Origin of the sequence: Streptomyces sp. NPDC001714, assembly GCF_042892755.1 — a bacterium.
Taxonomy (GTDB): domain Bacteria; phylum Actinomycetota; class Actinomycetes; order Streptomycetales; family Streptomycetaceae; genus Streptomyces.
Genome location: NZ_JBIAUL010000005.1, coordinates 422,289 through 447,121 on the forward strand (window position 1 = coordinate 422,289; position 24,833 = coordinate 447,121).

At 71.4% G+C, this 24,833-nt stretch carries 21 protein-coding genes; 15 read left to right on the forward strand and 6 right to left on the reverse strand.

Annotated elements, in window-relative coordinates:
* Positions 1-12 precede the first annotated feature (12 nt).
* The 3 genes from ACFY0P_RS16135 to ACFY0P_RS16145 all read right to left on the reverse strand — a co-directional run bounded on the left by ACFY0P_RS16135 (position 13) and on the right by ACFY0P_RS16145 (position 2,117).
* Positions 13-252 carry a heavy-metal-associated domain-containing protein gene (locus tag ACFY0P_RS16135; RefSeq protein ID WP_388912418.1) on the reverse strand — a complete coding sequence of 80 codons (240 nt, stop codon included), beginning with the start codon at positions 250-252 and terminating at the stop codon, positions 13-15.
* Between the two features lie 73 nt (positions 253-325).
* On the reverse strand, positions 326-1,276 hold the full coding sequence (locus tag ACFY0P_RS16140) for a PrsW family intramembrane metalloprotease (RefSeq protein ID WP_388912421.1): 951 nt from the start codon (positions 1,274-1,276) through the stop codon (positions 326-328).
* A 178-nt stretch (positions 1,277-1,454) separates the two neighbouring features.
* Positions 1,455-2,117, reverse strand: coding sequence for a TetR/AcrR family transcriptional regulator (locus ACFY0P_RS16145; protein ID WP_388912424.1), 663 nt, complete (start codon positions 2,115-2,117; stop codon positions 1,455-1,457).
* 198 nt (positions 2,118-2,315) lie between these two features.
* On the opposite strand from ACFY0P_RS16145, the gene ACFY0P_RS16150 reads away from it, so the two are divergent.
* Positions 2,316-4,559: an MMPL family transporter gene (locus ACFY0P_RS16150; RefSeq protein ID WP_388912426.1), complete on the forward strand. Its 2,244-nt coding sequence runs from the start codon at positions 2,316-2,318 to the stop codon at positions 4,557-4,559.
* A 165-nt stretch (positions 4,560-4,724) separates the two neighbouring features.
* Complete coding sequence (locus tag ACFY0P_RS16155; RefSeq protein ID WP_388912429.1) at positions 4,725-5,768, forward strand: zinc-dependent alcohol dehydrogenase family protein; 1,044 nt, start codon at positions 4,725-4,727, stop codon at positions 5,766-5,768.
* 51 nt (positions 5,769-5,819) lie between these two features.
* Here ACFY0P_RS16155 and ACFY0P_RS16160 read toward each other — a convergent pair whose 3' ends face one another.
* The gene (locus ACFY0P_RS16160; RefSeq protein WP_089105276.1) at positions 5,820-6,020 is read right to left on the reverse strand and encodes an AlpA family transcriptional regulator; all 201 of its coding nucleotides are present in this window, start codon (positions 6,018-6,020) and stop codon (positions 5,820-5,822) included.
* Between the two features lie 447 nt (positions 6,021-6,467).
* Here ACFY0P_RS16160 and iolC point away from each other — a divergent pair, with 447 nt between their 5' ends.
* The 10 genes from iolC to ACFY0P_RS16210 all read left to right on the forward strand — a co-directional run bounded on the left by iolC (position 6,468) and on the right by ACFY0P_RS16210 (position 21,694).
* The gene (iolC, locus tag ACFY0P_RS16165) at positions 6,468-7,442 is read left to right on the forward strand and encodes a 5-dehydro-2-deoxygluconokinase (RefSeq protein WP_388912433.1); all 975 of its coding nucleotides are present in this window, start codon (positions 6,468-6,470) and stop codon (positions 7,440-7,442) included.
* 59 nt (positions 7,443-7,501) lie between these two features.
* Positions 7,502-8,383, forward strand: coding sequence for a deoxyribose-phosphate aldolase (locus ACFY0P_RS16170; RefSeq protein ID WP_388912829.1), 882 nt, complete (start codon positions 7,502-7,504; stop codon positions 8,381-8,383).
* A 10-nt stretch (positions 8,384-8,393) separates the two neighbouring features.
* A complete protein-coding gene (gene iolB / locus ACFY0P_RS16175; protein ID WP_388912436.1) occupies positions 8,394-9,209 on the forward strand; it encodes a 5-deoxy-glucuronate isomerase in 816 nt (271 codons plus the stop codon).
* Positions 9,206-11,077, forward strand: a complete 1,872-nt coding sequence (iolD, locus tag ACFY0P_RS16180; RefSeq protein WP_388912439.1) for a 3D-(3,5/4)-trihydroxycyclohexane-1,2-dione acylhydrolase (decyclizing) — start codon at positions 9,206-9,208, stop codon at positions 11,075-11,077. The genes iolB and iolD overlap by 4 nt, the downstream gene beginning before the upstream one ends.
* 14 nt (positions 11,078-11,091) lie before the next feature.
* Positions 11,092-12,594: a CoA-acylating methylmalonate-semialdehyde dehydrogenase gene (gene mmsA / locus ACFY0P_RS16185; protein WP_388912442.1), complete on the forward strand. Its 1,503-nt coding sequence runs from the start codon at positions 11,092-11,094 to the stop codon at positions 12,592-12,594.
* Positions 12,595-12,924: 330 nt separating this feature from the next.
* Positions 12,925-14,322, forward strand: a complete 1,398-nt coding sequence (locus tag ACFY0P_RS16190; RefSeq protein ID WP_388912445.1) for an APC family permease — start codon at positions 12,925-12,927, stop codon at positions 14,320-14,322.
* 237 nt (positions 14,323-14,559) lie between these two features.
* The gene (locus tag ACFY0P_RS16195) at positions 14,560-17,208 is read left to right on the forward strand and encodes a CocE/NonD family hydrolase (protein ID WP_388912448.1); all 2,649 of its coding nucleotides are present in this window, start codon (positions 14,560-14,562) and stop codon (positions 17,206-17,208) included.
* Positions 17,205-18,068 carry an ABC transporter permease gene (locus ACFY0P_RS16200; protein ID WP_388912451.1) on the forward strand — a complete coding sequence of 288 codons (864 nt, stop codon included), beginning with the start codon at positions 17,205-17,207 and terminating at the stop codon, positions 18,066-18,068. The genes ACFY0P_RS16195 and ACFY0P_RS16200 overlap by 4 nt, the downstream gene beginning before the upstream one ends.
* Positions 18,069-18,224: 156 nt before the next feature.
* Positions 18,225-19,724 carry a von Willebrand factor type A domain-containing protein gene (locus tag ACFY0P_RS16205; RefSeq protein ID WP_388912454.1) on the forward strand — a complete coding sequence of 500 codons (1,500 nt, stop codon included), beginning with the start codon at positions 18,225-18,227 and terminating at the stop codon, positions 19,722-19,724.
* 59 nt (positions 19,725-19,783) lie between these two features.
* Positions 19,784-21,694 carry an AMP-dependent synthetase/ligase gene (locus tag ACFY0P_RS16210; RefSeq protein WP_388912457.1) on the forward strand — a complete coding sequence of 637 codons (1,911 nt, stop codon included), beginning with the start codon at positions 19,784-19,786 and terminating at the stop codon, positions 21,692-21,694.
* A 58-nt stretch (positions 21,695-21,752) separates the two neighbouring features.
* Here the strand turns inward: ACFY0P_RS16210 and ACFY0P_RS16215 are convergent, their stop codons facing one another.
* Together ACFY0P_RS16215 and ACFY0P_RS16220 are read right to left on the reverse strand one after the other, a co-directional pair.
* Positions 21,753-22,163, reverse strand: coding sequence for a rodlin (locus ACFY0P_RS16215; RefSeq protein WP_388912460.1), 411 nt, complete (start codon positions 22,161-22,163; stop codon positions 21,753-21,755).
* 167 nt (positions 22,164-22,330) lie between these two features.
* A complete protein-coding gene (locus tag ACFY0P_RS16220) occupies positions 22,331-22,744 on the reverse strand; it encodes a rodlin (protein ID WP_388912463.1) in 414 nt (137 codons plus the stop codon).
* A 267-nt stretch (positions 22,745-23,011) separates the two neighbouring features.
* Here ACFY0P_RS16220 and ACFY0P_RS16225 point away from each other — a divergent pair, with 267 nt between their 5' ends.
* The 3 genes from ACFY0P_RS16225 to ACFY0P_RS16235 all read left to right on the forward strand — a co-directional run bounded on the left by ACFY0P_RS16225 (position 23,012) and on the right by ACFY0P_RS16235 (position 24,792).
* Positions 23,012-23,428 (forward strand): rodlin, encoded by a 417-nt coding sequence (locus tag ACFY0P_RS16225; protein ID WP_388912466.1) that lies wholly within the window; start codon positions 23,012-23,014, stop codon positions 23,426-23,428.
* 268 nt (positions 23,429-23,696) lie between these two features.
* Positions 23,697-23,948, forward strand: coding sequence for a chaplin (locus ACFY0P_RS16230; protein WP_388912469.1), 252 nt, complete (start codon positions 23,697-23,699; stop codon positions 23,946-23,948).
* A 118-nt stretch (positions 23,949-24,066) separates the two neighbouring features.
* The gene (locus ACFY0P_RS16235) at positions 24,067-24,792 is read left to right on the forward strand and encodes a chaplin (RefSeq protein ID WP_388912472.1); all 726 of its coding nucleotides are present in this window, start codon (positions 24,067-24,069) and stop codon (positions 24,790-24,792) included.
* The last annotated feature ends 41 nt before the right edge of the window (positions 24,793-24,833 follow it).

Sequence of the window (24,833 nt, forward strand, 5' to 3'; positions counted from 1 at the left end):
CCGTTCGGGCTCTCAGACGCGGCCGGCGAGCTCGAAGCCCGCCTCGTCGACGGCGGCGCGGACCGCCTCCTCGTCGAGCGGGGCGGCGGAGACGACCGTGACCTCGCCGCTGGCCGCGACGGCCGTCACCGAGCTGACACCGGCCAGCCCGGAGATCTCGGCGGAGACGGAACCCTCACAGTGTCCGCAGCTCATGCCGGTCACCTTGTAGACGGCGGTCACGGAGCCCGGGGTGTCGGTCTGGGCGGTCATGTCGTTCTCCTCGTCGAGGCGTGTGGGGCCGATGGGGCCCCCGAGGGAACCCCACTCTCATCACACTATACCCCTAGGGGGTATTTCTCCAAGAGGCGTCCCGGCGCGCCAGGGAGATCACCCAGACGACGCCGAGCAGCGACACGAGGACCAGCAGACCGACCGAGAACACCGCGAAAAGGTGCTCCTGTGCCGCGCTGGGGCCCGGGATGTACCCCTCGGCGAACAGCTGCCGGTCCACTCCGGTACCCGTCAGGCGCGCCACCAGCCAGATCGCGATGCCGTGCGTGGAGTCCCACAGGGCGTGCAGCAGGGCGACCCCGAGACAGGCGGCGACGACCGGGGCGGTGACGCGGAAGCGGCCGTTCGCGCGGCGGAAGGAGAGCAGGACGCCGCCGGCGATCGCCGTCCACAGGCCGTGCCCCAAGGGGACCGGTACCCCGCGCAGGATCTCCGTCTCGATCAGCGCGCGCAGATCGACGCCCTCGGTGGAGACGGCCGCGTCGAACGCGTACCCGGCGCTCTCCAGGGCCGCGAAGCCGAGGCCGACGGCGGCCCCGAGTACCAGTCCGGCCCGCATGCCCCGGATCCCGGGCAGCCGGCGCAGCACGAACACCAGCGCGCCGAGCTTCACCGCCTCCTCGATCAGGCCCACCCAGACGAACATCCCCCAGGAAGGGCGGACCAGATAGGACTCCATCAGGGAGGCGCCCAGCACCCCGAGCGTGCCGCCGGTCAGGAAGCAGCCGAGGATCGCGCTGACCCCGAGGTCACGGCCGTGCCGCTCGTACGCCCACAGCACGAAGACGACCGGGACGAGAAAGCTGCCGAGCAGGATCAGCGTCGGCAGCAGGGTGGTGTTCGTCGTCGCGTACGCGACCACCGCGGTCAGCACCCACAGGGCGAGCCCACCGCCGAGGTAGCGCTTCCACAGGCCGGCGCGGATGCGGGGGTACGGCGGTGGCGGCTGCTGTGGACCGGGGATACGGGCCTTCGGCCGGCCGGGCTGCGGAGAGTGGGTCACGGCGGGTCCCCCTTGTGCTCCTGCGGGTGCGGGTGGCGCTCGTCGGCTCGGGATTGCCGCGATTTACCCGCACTTTAGGCAGATGTGCCGTGTGTCGCAGTCTGGGGGGTTCGAGGGGGTGGTGGCGCGGTTCTGTGGTGCGCGATGTGTGGGGTGGTGTGCGGTGGTGCGGGGCGGGTCAAGGGGCGGGGCGGCCGAGACGGTCGCCGACCAGGGGTTCGAGGTAGCGGGTGAGTACGTCCTTGATCTCCTGGATGTACGCCTGGCGCTCGGCGCCCTGGTGGCCGAGCACCAGCTCCAGTCCCGCCTTGTAGATGCCGAGGCTGACATGTGCCGTGCGCGTGATGTGGGCCTGGTCGGCGTCCGGCGGGAGGAGCGAGGCGAGCAGGCCCTCGACGCGGCCGAGCAGGTTGGTGTGCAGGGCGTCGTGGGCCTCGGTGATCCCGCCGGGTACGTCGGGGCCGTGCATCAGCGCGAAGAACACCGGGTGCTCGGTGTTGAAGGCGGTGAGGCGGTCGACGGCGGCATCGACCGCGTCCGTCAGCGAGGTGGTGGGGTCGACCGGCGCGAGCGCCTCGCCGTAGGTGTCCCGCAGGTCGTGCATGAGCCGGTCGCCCAGCTCGATCGCGATCGCCTCCTTGTTCGGGAAGAACTGGTAGAGCGTGCCGGGGGAGACGCCGGCCTCGCGGGCGATGGCGTTGGTGCTGGCGGCCGTGTAGCCCGTGGTGCAGAAGACCGACGCGGCGGCTTCGAGCAGCTGCTGGATGCGCCGCTCGCCACGGGCCTGCCGGCGGCGCGGCTGCTCCTTGCCCGTGGTCGTGCCGTCGGGCTGCTCTGACATGTCGGGCTTGTCGGGCACGCGTTATCCCCAGCTCTTCGAACGCGATTGACAAACACGAGCGGTCGCTCGCATTCTGATGGAACGCGAGCGATGTCTCGTGTTTGCCAGTCTAGATGGCAATGGCCGACCCATGCTGCCGTGCGCACGAAGCGGACGCGTACCGGCAGGCAGTGGTCACGGTGAAGGGGACACCGCAGAATGACCGAAGTCAACAAGCCCTCGGAGGCCGGGAGCGGGGCCCGCCCAGGGGGCTGGACCCGGTTCGTGACCGCCCGCCCCCGGCTCTCCCTGCTGCTCGCCCTGGTGATCACCGCGCTCGCCGTGCTGGCCGGCAGCGGGGTCGCCGACCGTCTGGGCAGCGGCGGCTGGGAGGACCCGGCCGCCGAGTCGACATACGCGACGAAGGCGCTGGAGCGCGAGTTCCCGGACTCCCAGCCCAACCTGCTCCTGCTGGTGGACGCACGGGGCGGCTCGGTGGACACCCTGGCCGTGGCGGCGGAGGCGAAGGCCCTCACCGCACGCCTCTCCGGAGAGAAGGGAGTCATAGGTGTCGGCTCGTACTGGCAGACCAAGGCGCCGTCCCTGCGCGCCGAGGACGGCCACGAGGCCCTGATCGCGGCCCGCATCACCGGTGACGAGAAGGCGGCCGCCGACACCCTGGACCGCATCGCCCCGCACTACCGGGGCACGCACGGACCGGTGACGGTCGAGGTCGGCGGCATGGTGGCGGTCCGCAGCGACATGCAGACGATCATCAAGGAGGACCTGGCCCGCGCCGAGCTGATCGCCCTGCCCATCACCCTGGTCCTGCTGGTGATGGTCTTCGGCAGCGCGATCGCGGCCCTGCTCCCGCTGGGCATCGGCATCGTCGCCATCCTCGGCACCAACGCGGTCCTGCGCGGCATCACGTCCTTCACGGACGTCTCGGTCTTCGCGATGAACCTGACCACGGCCCTCGGCCTCGGCCTGGCCATCGACTACGCGCTCTTCATCGTCCGCCGCTTCCGCGAGGAACTGGCCACGGGCGCCGACCCGCTGACGGCGGTCGGCACCACACTGCGCACCGCGGGCCGCACCGTGCTGTTCTCGGCCCTGACGGTGGCCGTCTCCCTGGCGGCGATGCTCGTCTTCCCCCAGTACTTCCTCCGCTCGTTCGCCTACGCCGGCATAGCGGTGGTCCTGCTGGCCGCGGCGGCCGCCCTGATCCTGCTCCCGGCGGCGCTGATCCTGCTGGGCGACCGGGTCAACGCGCTGGACCTGCGGCGGCTGTTCCGCAGGGGCCGGGAAGCCCGGCCCTCCGGCGCCGAGGGCACGGCCTGGGCCCGCACCGCGACCCTGGTGATGCGCCGGGCCCCGCTCTTCGCCGTCGCCACCACGGCCTTCCTGATCGTCCTCGGACTGCCCTTCCTGGGCGTGAAGTTCGGCACCGCGGACGACCGCCAGCTCCCGGCCGGCGCCGAGTCCCACGTCGTCCAGCAGCACATCCGGGACGGCTTCCCGGGCAACCCCGGCGGTGACCTCGAGGTCCTGGCCGAGGGCGGGGCGACCCAGGCTCAGTACACGGCGTACAAGCAGCGGGTGGCGGCCCTGCCCGAGGTGGCCGGAGTGGCCGGACCCCTGGTCAAGGGCGACGCGGCGTACTTCACGGTGCAGCCGAAGGGCGAGTCGGTGGACGACGGAGCCCAGCGCCTGGTGGGCGAGCTGCGCGCGCTGCACACCCCCTTCGACACGAAGGTGACGGGCACGGCGGCGGTCCTGGTCGACTCCAAGCACGCCATCGCACAGCGCCTGCCCTGGGCGGCGGCGATCATCGCGATCGTCACCCTGCTGCTGGTCTTCCTCCTCACCGGCAGCGTCCTGATCCCCATACAGGCGGTCCTGCTCAACGCGCTCAGCCTCACGGCGATGTTCGGCGCGGTGGTCTGGGTCTTCCAGGACGGCCATCTCTCCGGCCTGCTGGGCTTCACCAGCCCCGGCTCGATCGAGACCACGCTCCCGGTCCTGATGTTCTGCGTGGCCTTCGGCCTCTCGATGGACTACGGGGTGTTCCTGCTCTCGCGCATCAAGGAGGAGTACGACAGGACCGGCGACCACGAGCGGGCGGTCCGCCTCGGCCTGCAGCGCACCGGAGGCCTGATCACCGCGGCGGCGATCATCCTGGCGGTGGTGATGGTGGCGATCGGCACGTCCCGGGTCACCAACACCAAGATGCTCGGCCTCGGCATCGCCCTGGCGGTCCTGATGGACGCGATGGTCGTCCGCAGCCTCCTGGTCCCGGCCATCATGCGCCTGACGGGAAAGGCCACCTGGTGGGCCCCGGCCCCCCTGCGCCGCTTCCACGACCGGTTCGGTCTGAGCGAGGGCGAGCAGCAGGCGCTCCCGCCGGACGCGCCCACATCGGACGCGCCCCGCTCGGAAGCGACCCCGGTCGGACGCGCCTGAGTCGGACGCGCCCCAAAGGGGCGCGGGGCTGTATCAATGTGCGGCTCCGCCGCGTGGGCGCGACCAGCCACGACGGCGCTGCAGACGGCAGACGGCAGGCGGCACATCGCGGCTCTTCCAGCGGAGCGTCTAGCCTTCGCGCAGCCCCCGAAAGGAGCACGCGCGATGCGAGCCGTCGTCTTCGACCACTACGCCACGCCCGCCGAGGTACGGGACGTCCCCGACCCCCACCCGGCCCCCCACGGAGTGGTCGTCCGCGTGGAGGCCACCGGCCTCTGCCGAAGCGACTGGCACGGCTGGACGGGCCACGACCCGGACATCACCCTCCCGCACGTCCCCGGCCACGAGCTGGCCGGGGTGGTCGAGGAGGTCGGCGCCGGGGTGACCGCCTGGCGCCCCGGCGACCGGGTCACCGTCCCCTTCGTCTGCGCCTGCGGGAGCTGCCCGTCCTGCGCGGCCGGCGACCAGCAGGTCTGCGAACGCCAGACGCAGCCCGGCTTCACGCACTGGGGCTCCTTCGCCCAGTACGTGGCCCTGGACCACGCCGACGTGAACCTGGTGGCGATCCCGGACGACATGTCGTACGCCACCGCCGCCTCCCTGGGCTGCCGCTTCGCCACCGCCTTCCGCGCGGTGGTGCAGCAGGGCAGGCTCGCGGCGGGGGAGTGGGTGTCGGTGTACGGCTGCGGGGGCGTGGGCCTGTCCGCGGTGATGATCGCGGCGGCGTCGGGGGCCCGGGTGGTGGCGGTCGACGTGGCGCCCCAAGCCCTGGACCTGGCAAGGAAGTTCGGCGCGGCCCACGGCGTGAACGCGACGGACGCCGAGGACCCGGCGGCGACGGTCCGCGCCCTGACCTCCGGCGGCGCCCACCTCTCCCTGGACGCCCTGGGGTCACCGGCCACCGCGGCCGCCTCGGTCAACTCCCTGCGCCGACGCGGCCGTCACGTCCAGGTGGGCCTGTTGCCGTCCCCGGACGGGAACACCCCCGTGCCGCTGGCCCGCGCGATCGCCCTGGAGCTGGAGCTCCTCGGCAGCCACGGCATGGCGGCCCACACCTACCCCGCCATGCTCGAACTGGTCCGCGCCGGCACCCTCCGCCCCGACCTCCTGGTCACCTCGACGATCACCCTGGACGCGGCCCCGGCAGCCCTGGCGGCGATGGACGGGGCACCGGCCGCGGGGGTGACCGTCATCGAGCCCTGGGCCTGACGCGTGCGCGCCCCGCCCGAGGGGGGCAGGCGGGGCATCCTGCGACCGGGCTCAGAAGTCTCTGCGCCCCCGGTTGCCTGGCCGGGAGGCGACCCAGGCGCGGACCGTGTCGGCGTACCAGTAGGGCTTGCCGCCCTCGACATGGTCGGGCGGGGGGAGCAGCCCGTGCTTGCGGTAGGAGCGGACGGTGTCCGGCTGCACCCGGATGTGCGCCGCGATCTCCTTGTAGGACCAGAGCCTTCGGTCGGTCATGAGATGCACCTCCCTGCGCGCACCGCGGGGGCGACCGGAGTCGGTCGTCGGGGGAGCCGGGCGCTGCGCTGGCGATCACAAAGCCTGTGCTCGGTGAACGACGGAGAGTGACCAAGGGCAAGCGGCTGTCGATCTGGTGTGACCGAGAACCCGCGTATGCGCGACATGTGTGACACGAGGGCGGAGTTTGTGACACAGCCGGGGCACAGAAGCACACCGGCTCATCGGCGGGGCGTGTTGACATACGTGAGGGCCGGCGCTTCTTCAGGGGCGCGGGGCACTGCGCGTCCAGCCGCACGCGGCGCGCGCCCGCCGCACTCGCCGATCCCGCCATCCCCGTAGGCGCCCTCACTCTCCATGCTCTCGTCAGAATGTCCGGACAAACCATTGACACGACCTGCTCTCCCGGACTACAAACCACGGGAGAGCCATGACGAAGGGAAGCCGATGGCGTACGACCTGATCACCATGGGGCGGATCGGGGTGGATCTCTATCCGCTCCAGACCGGAGTCCCGCTCGCCCAGGTGTCGTCCTTCGGCAAGTTCCTCGGCGGGTCGGCGACGAACGTGGCCGTGGCGGCCGCCCGCCTGGGCCGGAACACCGCCGTCATCACCCGCACCGGCGAGGACGCCTTCGGCGCCTACCTGCACGAGGCCCTCCAGGGTTTCGGCGTGGACGACCGCTGGGTCACCCCGGTGGCCGGCCTGAACACCCCGGTCACGTTCTGCGAGATCTTCCCGCCGGACGACTTCCCGCTGTACTTCTACCGCCAGCCCAAGGCCCCGGACCTGGAGATCGACGCCCACGAGCTGGACCTCGACGCCGTCCGTGCGGCCCGCATCTTCTGGATCACCGGCACCGGCCTGAGCGAGGAGCCCAGCCGCACGGCGACCCTCGCGGCCCTCGCCCACCGCGCCAAGGCGGGCACGACCGTCTTCGACCTCGACTGGCGCCCCATGTTCTGGAGCAGTGACATCAGCGGCAGCCGCCGCGGGCCGGAGGCGGCCCGCCCGTTCTACGCCGAGGCGCTCAAGCACGCCACCGTCGCCGTCGGCAACCTCGACGAGGTGGAGGTCGCGACCGGCGTGCGCGAGCCGAAGGCCGCCGCCCAGGCCCTCCTCGACGCCGGAGTCGAGATCGCCGTGGTCAAGCAGGGCCCCAAGGGCGTCCTCGCCGTCAGCCGCGACGGCGACTCCGCCGAGGTCCCGCCGCTGCCCGTCACCGTCCTGAACGGCCTCGGCGCCGGCGACGCCTTCGGCGGCTCCCTCTGCCACGGCCTCCTCGAAGGCTGGGACCTGGAGAAGATCATGCGGCACGCCAACGCGGCCGGTGCCATCGTGGCCTCCCGCCTGGAGTGTTCCTCCGCGATGCCGACCAGTGAAGAGATCGACGCCGCGCTCGCCGCCGGAGCGGTGCTGTGAGGGCCGGCCGCGTCACGGGCGCGCACCACGACGGCGGAGCCGGCGCCCCCGGCCGGCAGGTGAAGGTGGACATCTCCGCCCTCGTCCACACCCGCACCCACCACCCCGAGGCGATCGCCGAGGCGGCCGCGAGAAGGGCCCGCCGTCCGCTCCTCAACGAGGACGGCAAGCTGATGATCGTCGCCGCCGACCACCCGGCCCGCGGCGCCCTCGGCGTGGGCGGCGACAAGCTCGCCATGGCCAACCGGGCCGAACTGCTGGAGCGGCTCTGCCTGGCGCTGTCCCGGCCCGGCGTCGACGGTGTCCTCGCCACCGCCGACATCCTGGACGACCTGCTCCTGCTGGGCGCCCTCGACGGCAAGGTCGTCATGGGATCGATGAACCGGGGCGGGCTGCAGGGCGCCTCCTTCGAGCTCGACGACCGGTTCACCGGGCACCGCGCCGAGGACATACAGCGCCTCGGGTTCGACGCCGGCAAGCTGCTCCTGCGCATCGACTACGACGACCCGGGCTCGCTGACCACCCTGGAGTCCACCGCCCGCGCCATCGACGACATGGCCGCGCGCCGGCTGCCGGTCTTCGTCGAGCCGTTCATCAGCCGCCGCACCCCCGAGGGCAAGGTCAGGAACGACCTGTCGGCGGAGGCGGTCACCAGGTCCATCGCCATCGCCTCGGGCCTCGGCGGGAGTTCGGCCTACACCTGGCTGAAGGTCCCGGTCACGGACAACCCCGACGACATGGCCCAGGTCATGGAGACGTCCACCCTCCCCGCGGTGCTGCTGGGCGGCGAGGTCGGCGACGACCAGGACGGCGCGTACGAGAAGTGGCGCAGCGCCCTGCAACTCCCCACCGTGCGCGGCCTGGTGGTCGGCCGTTCGCTGCTGTACCCGGCGGACGGCGACGTGGCCGCCGCCGTGGACACCGCTGTCGGACTTCTGTGAGGGCGAGAAGATGACGACCAACGAGCTGCATCTCACCAAGGGTTCGACCGCGAACGCCCAGTACACGCTCGACATCGACCCCAAGCGGGCCGGTTGGGCGCACAGCAGCCTCCGGATCGTCGAACTGACCCCGGGGGGAACGCATTTGTTCACCACCGGGGACAGCGAGTGGATCGTGCTTCCGCTGCAGGGCGGTTGTACGGTGCAAACAGAGGGAAACGAGTTCCAGATCCTGGGCCGGGAGAGCGTGTTCAGCGGAGTCTCCGACTTCGTGTACGTGCCCCGGGACGCCCAGGTCCAGATCGCCTCCGGCGCGGGAGGCCGCTTCGCCCTGGCAGGAGCGAAGTGCGAGCGACGACTCCCCGCCCGCTACGGCCCCGCGCCGGAGGTCCCCGTCGAAGACCGCGGCAGCGGCACCAGCGCCCGCCAGGTGCGCAACTTCGCCTCCGCGGACTCGTTCGACTGCGACAAGCTCATCGCCGTGGAAGTCGTCACCCCCGGGGGCAACTGGTCCTCGTACCCGTCGCACAAGCACGACGAGTACCGGCCCGGCGAGGAGTCGGAGCTGGAGGAGATCTACTACTTCGAGATCGACGGCGCGAACGGATTCGGGTATCAGCGCGTATTCCCCTCCCGTGAGGGCGGTACGGACGTCCTCGCCGAGGTCCGCTCCGGCGACGTCGTGCTGGTCCCCGACGGATGGCACGGCCCGTCGATCGCGCAGCCCGGGCACGACATGTACTACCTGAACGTCATGGCGGGACCGGGTGCGACGCGGGAGTGGCGGATCTGCTTCCACCCGGACCATACGGAGGGTTACCGATGACGATTCGGTTGACCGTCGCGCAAGCGCTTGTCCGCTTCCTCGCCGTCCAGTACACGGAGCGGGACGGCGAGCGCCGCCGCCTGATCGGCGCCACCTGGGGCATCTTCGGCCACGGCAACGTGGCCGGCCTCGGCCAGGCACTCCTCCAGCACATGGACGAGATGCCGTACCACCAGGGCCGTAACGAACAGGCCATGGTGCACGCGGCGGTCGGCTACGCGCGTCAATCGAACCGTCTCTCCACCCACGCCGTGACGACGTCCATCGGCCCGGGCGCCACCAACCTGGTCACCGGCGCGGCCCTCGCCACCATCAACCACCTCCCGGTCCTGCTCCTCCCGGGCGACGTCTTCGCCACCCGCCCCGCCGACCCGGTCCTCCAGCAGCTCGAAGTCCCGCACGCGGCCGACGTGTCCGTCAACGACACCCTCCGCCCGGTCTCGAAGTTCTTCGACCGGATCAACCGCCCCGAACAGCTGATCCCCTCCGCCCTCGCGGCCCTGCGGGTCCTCACCGACCCCGTCGAGACCGGCGCCGTCACCCTCGCGCTCCCGCAGGACGTGCAGGCCGAGGCGTACGACTGGCCGGAGGAGTTCTTCGCCGAGCGGGTGTGGACCGTACGGCGGCCGGGCGCCGACCCCGCCGAGCTCGCCGCGGCCGTCACGGCGATCAGGAACGCGCGCAGGCCCCTCGTCATCGCCGGCGGAGGGGTCCACCACAGCCGCGCGGAAGCCGTACTCGCCGAGTTCGCCGAGGTCACCCGTATCCCGGTCGCCTCGACCCAGGCCGGCAAGGGTTCGCTCCGCTGGGACCACCCGCAGGACGTCGGCGGCGTCGGCCACACCGGCACCGCCACCGCCGACGAACTCGCCCGCACCGCCGACCTGGTGATCGGCGTCGGCACCCGCTACACCGACTTCACCACGGCCTCCGGCACCCTCTTCGAGAACCCGGACGTCCGCTTCCTCAACCTCAACATCGCCCCGTACGACGGCCACAAGCTGGCCGGCCTGCCGCTCGTCGCCGACGCCCGCAGCGCCCTCGCGGAACTGCGCAGGGCCCTGGACGGCCACCGCACCCCCGACTCCTACGTCACCGAGTACACGGAGGACAAGGAGCGCTGGGAGCAGCGCGTCGACGCCTGCTACGAGGCCGACGAGCCGGACATCCGGCCGACCCAGCCGCAGGTCCTCGGCGCCCTGGACGCGCTCGTCGACGAGACGGACGTCCTGATCAACGCGGCGGGCTCGCTCCCCGGCGACCTGCACCGGATGTGGCGGGCGCGGTCGCGGGACCAGTACCACCTGGAGTACGGGTACTCGTGCATGGGCTACGAGATACCGGCCGCCATCGGGGTGAAACTCGCGGCACCGGAGCGGAACGTGTGGGCGCTGGTCGGCGACGGCACGTATCTGATGATGCCGACCGAGATCGTCACCGCCGTGCAGGAGGGAGTAGCCATCAAGGTGCTGCTGGTGCAGAACCACGGCTACGCCTCGATCGGCGGACTCTCCGAGTCGGTGGGGGGCGAGCGGTTCGGCACCGCGTACCGCTTCACCTCGGACGACGGCACCTTCACCGGTGCCCCGCTCCCCGTCGACCTGGCCGCCAACGCGGCCAGCCTCGGCATGCGCGTCCTGCGCGCGAAGACTGTCCGGGACCTGCGCACGGCGCTCGCCGAGGCGCGGGCCGCCGACACTCCCACATGTGTCTACGTGGAGACCGAAACGGCCGACACTGTGTCGGGCCCGCCTCCCGCGCAGGCCTGGTGGGATGTACCTGTGGCCGAGACCGCGACCCGATCGTCCGCGGTCAAGGCACGTGAGCTGTACGAACGGCACGTCTCGACCCGACGCCGCCATCTGTGAAGGAGTAACCGGTCATGACGAAGATCGTCAACCACTGGATCGGCGGCAAGTCCGTCGACGGCACGTCGGGCAACTACGGGCCGGTCACCGACCCGGCCACCGGCGCGGTCACCACGAAGGTCGCGTTCGCGTCGGTCGACGAGGTCGACGCCGCGGTCGCCGCCGCCAAGGACGCCTTTGTGAGCTGGGGCCAGTCGTCGCTGGCCAAGCGCACGGAGATCCTGTTCCGCTTCCGCGCCCTGCTTGACGCGAACCGGGACGCGATCGCCGAGCTGATCACCGCCGAGCACGGCAAGGTGCACAGCGACGCCCTCGGCGAGGTGGCCCGCGGCCTGGAGATCGTCGACCTGGCCTGTGGCATCAACGTGCAGCTGAAGGGTGAGCTGTCCACGCAGGTCGCGTCCCGGGTGGACGTCTCCTCGATCCGCCAGCCGCTCGGCGTGGTCGCGGGCATCACGCCGTTCAACTTCCCGGCGATGGTCCCGATGTGGATGTTCCCGATCGCCATCGCGACCGGCAACACCTTCGTCCTCAAGCCGTCCGAGAAGGACCCGTCCGCCTCGATCAAGCTCGCCGAGCTGCTGGCCGAGGCAGGCCTGCCGGACGGTGTCTTCAACGTGGTCCACGGTGACAAGGTGGCCGTGGACCGGCTCCTGGAGCACCCGGACGTCAAGGCCGTCTCCTTCGTCGGCTCGACTCCGATCGCCCGCTACATCCACACCACCGCCTCCGCCAACCACAAGCGCGTCCAGGCGCTGGGCGGCGCCAAGAACCACATGCTGGTCCTGCCGGACGCGGACCTGGACGCGGCGGCCGACGCGGCCGTCTCCGCCGCCTACGGCTCGGCGGGCGAGCGCTGCATGGCCATCTCGGCCGTGGTCGCCGTCGGTGCGATCGGCGACGAGCTGGTGGAGAAGATCCGCGAGCGCGCCGAGAAGATCAAGATCGGCCCCGGCAACGACCCCACCTCCGAGATGGGTCCGCTGATCACGGCCGTCCACCGCGACAAGGTGGCCTCCTACGTCTCCGGCGCGGCCGCCGAGGGCGCCGAGGTCGTCCTGGACGGCACCGGTTACACGGTCGAGGGCTTCGAGGACGGCCACTGGATCGGCATCTCGCTGCTCGACAAGGTGCCCACCACCGCGAAGGCCTACCAGGACGAGATCTTCGGCCCGGTCCTGTGTGTCCTGCGCGTGGACACCTACGAGGAGGGCGTCGCCCTCATCAACAGCTCGCCGTTCGGCAACGGCACCGCGATCTTCACCCGGGACGGCGGCGCCGCCCGCCGCTTCCAGCTGGAGATCGAGGCCGGCATGGTCGGCGTGAACGTGCCGATCCCGGTCCCGGTCGGCTACCACTCGTTCGGTGGCTGGAAGGACTCGCTCTTCGGCGACCACCACATCTACGGCAACGACGGCACGCACTTCTACACCCGCGGCAAGGTCGTCACCACCCGCTGGCCCGACCCGGCGGACGCGCCCGCGGGCGTCGACCTGGGCTTCCCACGCAACCACTGAGCGTGACCGCCTGACCTTGTCGGGGCCGTCCGGATACCGGACGGCCCCGACTTTTTTTATCGGCGGCGCTGCGGTTCTCGTTTTCACGGGATGAAACGGGTGGCTTAAGTCCTTTGCGTTCATGACCTTCGAAAGCAAGGTCATGCGGAGGATGGTCTTGATGATTGTTCTATCAAGCCGCTCAATCCTACGAAAGCGATGTGACCGGTGCCGCTTTAAGGGTGCGGAATCCGAAGGTGAACAGCCATTGACGCAATGGTTTTCGTCGGGGTTCCATGCAGCGCAGCCCAACCGCCGGAGGCATCCGCACGACTCGATCGGAACCGCCGCATGACCGACACGCTCCGCCCTGTCGACAACGCCGTCACAGAGGCGTCCGACAGCCCCAAGACGCTCAAGCGCTCCATCGGAGTGGTCGGCGGCACCCTCCTCACCCTCTCCTGCGTCACACCGGCCTCCACGCTCTTCGTGGTCGTCCCCGACCTGTTCGGCTCGCTCGGGACCGCCACCGCCCTCACGATCGCCATCGGCTCCCTCCTCTGTATAGCCGTGGCCTTCTGCTACTCGGAGCTGGGCACCCTGATCCCCAGCGCGGGCGGCGAGTACGCGATGGTCTCGACGATGGCGGGCCGCCTCGCCGGCTGGCTGGTCTTCGTCCTCTCCCTCCTCGTCGTGATGATCGTGCCTCCCGTGATCGCGATGGGCACGGCCGACTACCTGGCCCCGATCGTCCATCTGGACCCGGCCATGACCGGCGCCGGCGTGATGCTCCTCGCGACCCTCGCCGGCCTCCTGGACCTGCGCGCGAACGCCTGGATCACCGGCATCTTCCTGGTCCTCGAGGTCATCGCGGCGGGCGTGGTGGCGGTGCTGGGCTTCTCCCACAGCCACCGCGGGGTCGGCAGCCTCACCTCCATGCAGGTGGCCGACACGGGCGGCCACACCACCACGGTCACCGCCATGCTGGTCGTCTCCGGCCTCGCCATCGCCCTCTTCGTCACCCAGGGCTTCTCGACGGCGGTCTACCTCTCCGAGGAACTGGAGGACCCGCGCCGCAACGTCGCCCGCACGGTCCTCGCCACCCTCGCGATCTCCACGGTGGTCATCCTGGTCCCGGTCGCCGCGATCACCATGGGCGCGACCGACCTCAAGGCCCTCACCGGCGGCGACATCAGCTCCATGGTCACCGCCTGGTCCAACTCCGCGGTCGGCACCTTCGTCAGCCTCTGCGTGGCCCTCGCGATCATCAACGCGGGCATCGTCATGGTCATCCAGAACTCCCGCGTCCTGTTCGCCTCGGCCCGCGACAAGGCCTGGCCGACGCCGGTCAACACCGCCCTCTCCCGCCTGGGCCGCTTCGGCTCCCCCTGGGTCGCCACCCTCGCGGTCGGCGTCCCCGGCGCCCTCCTCTGCTTCGTCAACCTCGACACCCTGTACGGCGTGACGGGCGTCTCGGTGACGGGCATGTACCTCCTCGTCGCCGTCGCCGCCCTCCTCTCCCGCCGCGGCCACCACAAGCACACCCCCGCGTGGCGCATGCCGCTCTGGCCCGCGATGCCGGTCCTCCTCATCGCCGTCCTCGGCTACATCCTCACCCAGCAGGAAGCGGCCTACCTCCTCTGGACCGGCGGCATCACCGCCGCAGCCACCCTCTACTGGGCCTTCTACCTCCGCCCCCGCAAGGAAACCCACTGGGTGGTCTCGATCCCGGAAGACGCCCAGGCCTGAGGCCCCGAGGGGCGCTGGGAGTACCCCCGGCCGAAGGCTGGGGGAGGAGCTGCGTGGCCGGCCGAGACGGTGCGCAAGCCTTTTGAGGGGCGCGAGCAGTCGCAGGAAGCGCCCCCGGCGTCAATGCGGTGTACCGCACTCGAAGTACTCGGCGACCCACCCCTACTCCTCGGGGATGGCCCGCTGTTCAGCCCACCGTCGGCATCGGATGTCGGTCCGGGCCCGTACCGTTGAAGCATGGATCTTCGACCCCCCGGCCTACGAGCGCTGCTCGGGCGGCCGCGTCGGCTACTGGCCGCCGCGGCCGCCGTCGTCGTGCTCGTCGGCGCCGGTACGTGGACGGCCGTCGCCTCCGACGACCCGTCCCCGGTGCACCGGACCGACAAGGTCATGGCAGTGGACGGGGTGCGTCTCGACACCTCGTTCTTCACCACCGCCGGCACCGGCCGACGCCCCGCGGTCCTCCTCGCCCACGGCTTCGGCGGCAGCAAGAACGACATGCGCGCCGAAGCGGAGGACCTCGCCCGCGACGGCTACGCGGTCCTCACCTGGTCCGCCCGCGGCTTCGGCAGGTCCACCGGGAAGATCGGCCTCAACGACCCGAAGAGCGAGGTCGCCGACGTCTCCAAGCTCATCGACTGGCTGGCCGAGCAGCCCCAGGTCCAGCTCGACAAGGCCGGCGACCCGCGCGTCGGCATGGCGGGCGGCTCGTACGGCGGCGCGATCTCCCTCCTCGCCGCCGGTTACGACCACCGCGTGGACGCGATCGCCCCGTCCATCACGTACTGGAACCTCGCGGACGCCCTGTTCCCCAACGGCGTCTTCAAGAAGCTGTGGGCCGGGATCTTCTTCAACACCGGGGGCGGCTGCGCCAACTTCCAGCCCGCCCTGTGCGCGATGTACGACCGGGTCGCCGAGTCGGGCAAGCCGGACGCGGCCGCGGTCAAGCTCCTTGAGGAACGTTCACCGTCGGCCGTCGGCAGCCGGATCAAGGTGCCGACCCTGCTCTTCCAGGGCCAGACCGACTCCCTCTTCACGCTCTCCCAGTCCGACGCGGCCGCGAAGGCCATCAAGGCCAACGGCGCCCCGGTCGACGTCGACTGGATCGCCGGCGGCCACGACGGCGGCGACCTGGAGACCAGCCGGGTCGAGGGACGGGTGACCTCCTGGTTCGACCGGTACCTGAAGGGCGACAAGGCCACCGACACCGGCCCGGCCTTCCGGATCACCCGCACCGGAGGCGTCGACTCCACCGACGGCGCCGCCCAGCTGCGCGGCGCGACCGCCGACAGCTACCCCGGTCTGGAGAGCGACCGGAAGAGCATCGCCCTCAAGGGCGGCACCCAGCGCGTCACCAACCCGGCCGGCGCCAGCCCGCCCGGCGTCTCCGCGCTGCCCGGCCTCGGCGGCTCCGGCGGCCTCGCCCAGCTGTCCTCCCTCGGCGTCGGCATCTCCCTCGACTTCCCGGGCCAGTACGCCCGCTTCGACTCGGCGCCCGTCACCGACATCCTGCAGATCACCGGCGCCCCCACGGCCACCGTCCACCTCACCTCGAGCAGTGACGACGCCGTGCTCTTCGGCAAGGTGTACGACGTCGGCCCGGACGGCACCCAGCAGGTGCTGCCCTCCCAGCTGGTCGCCCCGATCCGTGTCGAGGGCGCCAAGGCCGGCAAGGACGTCACCATCACCCTCCCGGCCATCGACCACGAGGTGCAGAAGGGCCACCGGCTGCGCCTGGTCCTCGCCTCCACCGACCTCGGCTACGCCTCCCCGACCGCCCCGGCCACCTACACCGTCTCCCTCAAGGGCGGCCTGAGTGTGCCGACGGCACCCCGGGTCGACACGGCCGCCGCGCCGCTGCCCGCCTGGGTGTGGTGGCTGCCGCTGGCCGGCGCGGTGGCCGCCCTGGCCCTGCTGCTCACCGGCCGCCGCCGCACCGCCGGCCCGGCCCCCGCCCCGGCGCTCGCCGAAGTCCCGCTCCAGATAACGGACCTGAGCAAGCGCTACGCGGGTTCGACCGACCGGTACGCGGTCCGCGAGCTGTCCTTCCGCGTGGAGAAGGGCCAGGTACTCGGCCTCCTCGGCCCCAACGGCGCGGGCAAGACCACCACCCTGCGCATGCTGATGGGCCTGATCAAGCCGGACGGCGGCGAGGTCCGGGTCTTCGGCCACGCCATCCGCCCCGGCGCACCCGTCCTGTCCCGGGTCGGCGCCTTCGTGGAGGGCGCTGGCTTCCTGCCGCACCTGTCCGGCCGGGAGAACCTGGAGCTGTACTGGCAGGCGACCGGCCGTCCGCCCGAGGACTCCCACATCGACGAGGCGCTGGAGATCGCCGGCCTCGGCGACGCGCTGGCCCGCGCGGTCCGCACCTACTCGCAGGGCATGCGGCAGCGGCTCGCCATCGCCCAGGCCATGCTCGGCCTGCCGGACCTGCTCATCCTCGACGAACCCACCAACGGCCTCGACCCGCCGCAGATCCGCGAGATGCGCGAGGTGATGATCCGCTACGCGGCCGCCGGCCGCACCGTGATCGTCTCCAGCCATCTCCTCGCCGAGGTCGAGCAGTCCTGCACCCACCTCGTGGTGATGGACCGCGGCCGGCTCGTCCAGGCCGGACCGGTCGCCGACATCGTCGGCTCCGGCGACACCCTCCTCGTCGGCACCGGCACCCCCGTCGAGGAGCCGGTCGTGGAGAAGGTGGCCGCGCTGCCCGGCGTGGCCTCCGTGACCGGTACGGCCGACGGCCTGCTCGTCCGCATGGAGCCCGGCGGCAGTGCCCCGCGCCTGGTCGCCGAACTCGTCCGGCTCGACGTGCCGGTGGCGTCGGTCGGCCCGCACCGCCGTCTGGAAGACGCCTTCCTGACCCTGATCGGAGGTTCCGCATGAGCACGCTCACCGAGAAGGCCGCGGTCGCCTCCGGCTACCGGGCGGGCCGCACCCTGCCGCTGCGCGTCGAACTGGTCCGCCAGCTCAAGCGCCGCCGCACCCTGGTGATGGGCGGGATCCTGGCCGTACTGCCCTTCGTGCTGCTGGTCGCGTTCGCGATCGGCGGCCAGCCGGGCCGGGAGAACGGCCAGGTCACCCTCCTGGACACGGCCACCGCGTCCGGCGCCAACTTCGCCGCCGTCAACCTGTTCGTGTCCGCGGGCTTCCTGCTGGTCATCCCGGTCGCCCTGTTCTGCGGGGACACGGTCGCCTCGGAGGCCGGCTGGTCCTCCCTGCGCTACCTGCTCGCGGCACCCGTGCCGAGGGCCCGCCTGCTCTGGTCCAAGCTGGTCGTCGCGCTCGGACTCAGCCTGGCCGCGATGATCCTGCTGCCGCTCGTCGCCCTCGCCGTCGGCACGGTCGCCTACGGCTGGGGGCCCCTCCAGATCCCGACCGGCGGCACACTCGACACCACCACCGCCACCCAGCGCCTCGCGGTCGTCGTCGCGTACATCTTCCTGTCCCAACTGGTCACCGCGGGCCTGGCGTTCTGGCTCTCCACGAAGACCGACGCGCCACTCGGCGCGGTCGGCGGCGCGGTCGGCCTGACCATCGTCGGCAACGTCCTGGACGCGGTCACCGCCCTCGGCCACTGGCGGGACTTCCTGCCCGCGCACTGGCAGTTCGCCTGGGCGGACGCCGTACAACCCCACCCGGAGTGGTCCGGCATGATCCAGGGCACGGCGGTCTCGATAACGTACGCCCTGGTGCTGTTCGCCCTGGCCTTCCGGGGTTTCGCCCGCAAGGACATCGTCTCCTAGGTCACCGGACGATCTCCCTCCGGCCTCGAAACCAATGGTCCGTGGCCGCTTCGAGATTCATCCGCAACGCATCGGGGCGCACGTTCCGGCCCCCTGCGCCGTCACAGTCGACGACAAGCCAGGAAGTCGACTCCGACCGGCACAGGGGGCACAGCGATGAACCGACACCGGACCCGACGGCAGACGTGCGCGGCACTGCTCGCCATCACCACCGCGGGCACCCTGCTGCTGACCGCCTGCAGCGCGGACGAGAACCACGCGAACGGCCCGCAGTACACGACCGCCACCCGGGCCCCCGCCCCCTCCCAGGCCGCGGGCAACGAGACCGCCCCGCCCTCCGACCACCTCTCCACCTTCGCCCTCGACGTCGACACCGCCTCCTACGGCTACGCCCGCCGCACCCTCGCCGACGGCGGCCGCCCCGACCCCTCGACCATCCGGCCCGAGGAATTCGTCAACAGCTTCCGCCAGGACTACCGCACCCCCGAGCACAACGGCTTCACGGTCACCGTCGACGGCGCCCGCACCAGCGAGCCGAACTGGTCCCTGGTCCGCGTAGGCCTCACCACCCGCCCCGCCGCCGACGACCCCGGCGAACGCCCCCCGGCCGCCCTCACGTTCGTCATCGACGTCTCCGGCTCCATGGGCGAACCCGGCCGCCTCGACCTCGCCAAGAAGTCCCTGGACACGATGGCCGACCGGCTGCGCGACGACGACTCGGTCGCGCTCGTCACCTTCAGCGAACACGCCGAGACAGTCCTCCCGATGACCCGCCTCGGCGGCCACCGCGCAGAGATCCACGACGCCGTCGACCGCCTCGCCCCCCTCTCCTCCACCAACCTCGGCGAGGGCGTCGAGACCGGCTACGCCACCGCCGTCGAGGGCCTGCGCGAGAACGCCACCAACCGCGTCGTCCTCATCTCCGACGCCCTGGCCAACGACGGCGAGACCGACCCGAACGCGATCCTCAGGCGCATCGACGGCGACCGCCGCGCGTACGGCATCACCCTGTTCGGCGTCGGCGTGGGCAGCGACTACGGCGACGCGCTCATGGAACGCCTGGCCGACAAGGGCGACGGCCACACCGTGTACGTCTCCGACACCGCGACCGCCGCCGACGTCTTCTGCCGGCAACTCCCGCAGAACATCGACCTGGTGGCCCGGGACGCCAAGGCCCAGGTGGCCTTCGACCCGCACACGGTCGCCGAGTTCCACCTGATCGGCTACCAGGACCGCAAGGTCGCCGACCAGGACTTCCGCAACGACAAGGTGGACGGCGGCGAGGTGGGCCCCGGCCACACGGTCACGGCCCTCTACGCCGTCCGCACCAACCCCGGCACGGACGGCCACCTCGCCACCGCCACCGTCCGCTGGCTGGACCCCGACACCCGCACCCCGCACGAGAACACGGGCGCGATGGAGACCGGCGCCCTGCACGACTCGGTGTGGACGGCGTCCCCCCGGTTCCAGGTGACGGCGGTGGCGGCCTACTTCGCGAACGCGCTGGCGGACGGGGAATACGACATGCCGGGAGCACCGAGCCTCACGAAACTCCAGTCCCGGGCAACGACGTTGGCAAGGACGACAGAGGACAAGGACGTGTCCGACTTGGCCACGGCCATTCGGGAGGCGGGCTTTTCCGGCGCCGCGAACTGAAGCGCCCAATCCCTCCGAACCCATTGACCTCCCCTTACTTCCGAGTAAGTTGACGCCCCATGAGCGTACGCAGCGACCTCAAACGAGCACGTCGGCGGACGGATCTGGCAGACCGAGGCAGGGTCGAGGTCATCAAGGACGCGAACGGTGTCGTACGGGAGGCGCGCCGGGAGCCGCTGGCCCCACCCCTCACCACCGGCTCCCTCGCCGACCTCCCGTACACCAACGCGGCGGAGGAACCCCACGCCACAGCCATCCGCCGCGGCGAGGGCGCCGTCACCGCAGAAGCCTTCGCCGCCCAGGTGACCTCCGCCGCAAAGGGCCTGATCGCCGCCGGCCTGGCCGCAGGCGACCGCGTCGCCGTGATGTCCCGCACCCGTTACGAGTGGACGGTCCTCGACTTCGCCGTCTGGGCGGCCGGCGGTGTGACCGTGCCGGTCTACCCCACCTCCTCCGCGGAGCAGGTGGAGTGGATCGTCCGGGACTCCGGCGCCCGCCACGTCGTCACCGAGACCGCGCAGAACACCGCCACCGTCACCACCGGCACGGCCTCCCACCCCCACCCCCCGCGCGTCTGGGAACTCGACGCGGGCGGCCTCGCGGACCTCACCCTCCTCGGCCAGGAGATCCCGGACGAGGAGGTGACCAAGCGCCGTGGCGGCCTCACCCCCGACACGGTCGCCACCGTCTGCTACACCTCCGGCACCACCGGCCGCCCCAAGGGCTGTGTCCTCACCCACGCCAACCTGCACGCCGAGGCCGCCAACACGGTCGAGCTGCTGCACCCCGTCTTCCAGGCGGTCACCGGCCAGACCGCCTCGACCCTGCTGTTCCTCCCGCTCGCCCACATCCTGGGCCGCACACTCCAGATCGCCTGCCTGCTGGGCCGGATCGAGATGGGCCACTTCCCGAGCGTGAAGCCGGACGAACTCCGGCCCGCGCTGCGGGAGTTCCGGCCCACGTTCCTGGTCGGGGTGCCGTACCTCTTCGAGAAGATCCACGACACCGGGCGGGCGACGGCGGAGAAGATCGGCCGCGCCGCCTCCTTCGACCGCGCCGAGCGGATCGGGGTGCGGTTCGCCGCGGCCTACCTGGAGAAGTTCCTCGGCACCGGGAAGGGCCCGGGGCCCGGTCTGTACGCCGCCTGGGCACTGTACGACCTGCTGGTCTACCGCCGGATCCGCAAGGAGCTCGGCGGCCGGATGCGGTACGCCATCAGCGGCGGCTCACCGCTCGACCGCGACCTCAACCTGTTCTTCCACGCGGCCGGCATCGTCGTCTACGAGGGCTACGGCCTGACCGAGACCAGCGCGGCCGCCACGATCGTGCCGCCGCTCGCGCCGCGCCCCGGCACGGTGGGGCAGCCGATCCCGGGGACGGCCGTCCGGATCGCCGACGACGGCGAGGTGCTGATCAAGGGCCCGGTGGTGTTCGGCTCGTACTGGAACAACCCGGCCGCGACCGCGGAAGTGCTGCCGGACGACGGCTGGCTCGAGACCGGCGACCTCGGCGCGCTCGACGCGGACGGCTATCTCACCATCACCGGCCGCAAGAAGGACATCCTGGTCACCTCCGGCGGCAAGAACGTCTCCCCGGCCGTCCTGGAGGACCGGCTGCGCAGCCGGGCGCCGGTCGGTCAGTGCCTGGTGGTCGGCGACAACCGGCCGTTCGTCGCCGCCCTGATCACCCTGGACCCCGAGGCGGTCGCCCACTGGCTGTCCGTACGGAAGCTGCCGCCGGACACCCCGCTCGCCGAGCTGGTGCGCGACGACCGGATGCGGGCCGAGGTGCAGAAGGCGGTCGACCACGCCAACCAGGCCGTCTCCCGCGCCGAGTCGATCCGCGCCTTCGTCCTGGTGGAGGGTGAGTTCAGTGAGGAGAACGGACTGCTCACGCCGTCCCTGAAGGTCAAACGCCACGCGGTGACCGGCCGCTACGCGGCCGAGATCGAGGCGCTGTACCGGAAGTGAGCAAAAGGCTGCGGGCCACCGGAGGAACCGGTGGCCCGCAGCCCGCGGCGTCTGCGGACTACTGGTTGCCGGTGCCGTTCGCGGACAGCGCGGAGATGTCGTCCAGGATGTGCGACAGCGGCTCGTCGCCCTTGGCCTGGGTGGAGTTCTCCACGCACTGCTGGTTCTGCGGCGCGGACAGGATCGGCACGTCCTGGGCGACGCCGACGGCGACCGCACCGATCAGACCCTGCAGGTTCGCCTTGACCGGAAGGCCGACGCACGGCTTGTTCAGCGAGCCCTGGACCGCCGAGAGCTGCGGGCTCTGGTCGCCGAACGTGGCCGAGTTGCCGAACTCCGACTTGGCGCCGTTGCCGCTGGCCGAGGTGGTGCCGTTGTCGTTGCCGGTGGCCAGGGCCTGGGGAGCGGCCGTGGCAGCGAAACCGGCGACGGTGACGGCGACAGCCGCGGTTGCCCACAGCTTCTTCATGTTCGTTCCCTTCGAAAGGCGGACTCCGGGGAGGAGCTGCGTGATCGTCAACTTACCCGGATTCGCCGAGGTTGCGTGGTATGCCCCGATCGGCGTAACGCAGTCCGATCAATCGACCGGAGCCCTGAGATCGGCGCCCTGGGACCGGGACCCGGAGGGCATCCGGACTACTTGTTGCCCTTGCCGTTCGCGGACAGCGCGGAGATGTCGTCCAGGATGTGCGACAGCGGCTCGTCGCCCTTGGCCTGGGTGGAGTTCTCGACGCACTGCTGGTTCTGCGGCGCGGACAGGATCGGCACGTCCTGGAGGACGCCGATGGCACCCAGACCGGCCAGGCCCTGGAGGTTCAGCTTCGCCGGGAGGCCGATGCAGGGCTTGTTGAAGGAGCCCTGGATGAGCGCCATCTGGGGGCTCATGTTGCCGTACGTGGCGGAGTTGCCGAACGCCTGCTCGGCGCCGTTGCCGCTCGCGGAGGTGGTGCCGTGGTCGTTGCCGGTGGCCAGGGCCGGCGAGGCCGCGACAGCGGAGGCGCCGACGACGGAGGCGGCGACAGCGGCGGCGGCCAGAACCTTCTTGATCACTTGTCAGTTCCCTTCTGAGGACACCCCGTCCACCGGAGCGCCCTGGTCAACTGCGCGCGCTCGGTTTGGTTGCTCCGCTTCACTCCAACGGCCCACGGTCCGGCAATCTCCGGAGTTCTGCGCCGGCCCGACTTTCCTAGGAATTCCAGGAGGCCTTCGGTCCGAACGGGTGACGTGCCGTCCGGGGCCGCAACCATTCCGTATGCCGGCGGTTGGTGCCGGGCAGGAACGTCCGTCTTGGCCTGGAGCCAGGAAAGGAATTGCGAAATGCTGAAGAAGGCAATGGCCGCGGCGGCGGTCGCCGTGTCCGTCGTAGGTGTGTCGGCGGCGGCAGCCCCCCAGGCGCTTGCCACCGGCAACGACCACGGCACCACCTCCGCCAGCGGCAACGGCGCCAAGGAGGCGTTCGGCAACTCGGTGACCAAGGGCAAGATGAGCCCGCAGGCCACCCTGGTCCAGGGCTCGCTCAACAAGCTCTGTGTCGGCCTCCCCGCGAAGGCGAACGCCCAGGCCGTCTTCGGCCTCATCGCCGCCGTAGGCGTGGCCCAGGACGTGCCGATCCTGTCCGCGCCGCAGAACCAGCAGTGCGCCGAGAACTCGACGCAGGCCAAGGGTGACGAGCCGGCCTCGCACATCCTGGACGACATCGCGGTCCTCGCGGCCAACGGCGTCGCCAACCAGTGACCCCGGCCCCGTGAAGCCCGCCCGGGCGGTGCGCGTTCCTGCGCCCCCCGGGCGGGCTTTCGTCGTGGCCGCGTAACTCCCGCCGTCGGAAGAAGCGCCGAAGAAGCGTTTCCTCGCTTTATGTCAATTCTGCGAGGGCGTTCGAGTGAATTAACCGATGGCAGGCGTTCCGTAGTTTCTTCGGCTGTCTATTCCTCGTTCTACAGCCTGCCGGTCATGGTGCGAGCCGTTCATGCTGTGCTCGCTCGGTTTCGGCCGACATACGGGCATGACCGCAGAGAAGGGAAAGTTCATGAAGAAGACCGCTGCTGTGATCGCCGGCGCCATCCTGGCGCTGGGCGGAGCCGTCCCCGCCTTCGCCGACGCCGGTGCGCAGGGCACGGCCACCAACTCCCCGGGGGCCATCTCCGGCGACGTGATCGAGGTTCCGGTTCACGTCCCGGTCAACGCCTGCGGCGACACCGTCGACGTCATCGCTCTGCTGGACCCGGCGCTCGGCAACCGCTGCACCACCGACTGACGGCGTCACACAGCGCACCAACCTCCCGGCTGTGTCATGGCCGGCCTCGGACCGCCGTGCCTTCGCATCCGCGGTCCGGGGCCGGCTTTCCACTTCGTCAACCAGGAAGACAACGAGATTGCGACAGACCCTCAGCAGGGGAATGCTCGCGGCCGCCGCCGCGACGAGCATTCTGTCCCTGTACGGCAGTCCCGCGCTCGCCGGCACGAACCCGACCGGGACCGCGGCCGGTTCGCCGGGTGCCGTGTCGGGCGGTGGCGTCCAGACCCCGGCGAGCGCTCCGGCCGACCACTGCGCCGACCCGGCCGGCACCGCCGCCGCGTCGCAGCCGGCAGCCGGCACCTCCTGTGCGAACGGCGGGGGTGCGGACGAGCACACCCGCGACCGCGCACGCGAGGGCTCGGGACACGGCTCCGAGGGGAACCGCGGCGGCGAGACCGGCACCACCCCGCCGCCCGACAACCGCGAGACGCCCAGGGCCTACGGCGACGACACACCCCCGGCCTACGGCGACGACGACGCACCCCCGGCGTACGGCGGCGACACTCCGCCTGCGTATGGCGAAGACACCCCGCCCGCGTACGGCGAAGACACCCCGCCCCCGCCGACGTCTCCGCCTGCGACCACAACACCGCCGACGTCCCCGCCTCCGACCACGCGGCCGCCGACGTCTCCGCCGCCGAGCCGGACGCCTCCGCACGGTGGGCAGCACCACGGGACGCCACCCACCCTGCCGCACACCGGCAGTACGGCGATGCTCGCGACCTCGGCGGCCAGCGCCGTGCTCGTCGCGGGTGGCGCGGTCCTGTACCGCCGGGGGCGAGCAGCCTCTCGCCGGCCGTAGCGGAAGCCGGGTGCCGGATGCCCCGGGCGCCCGGCACCCGC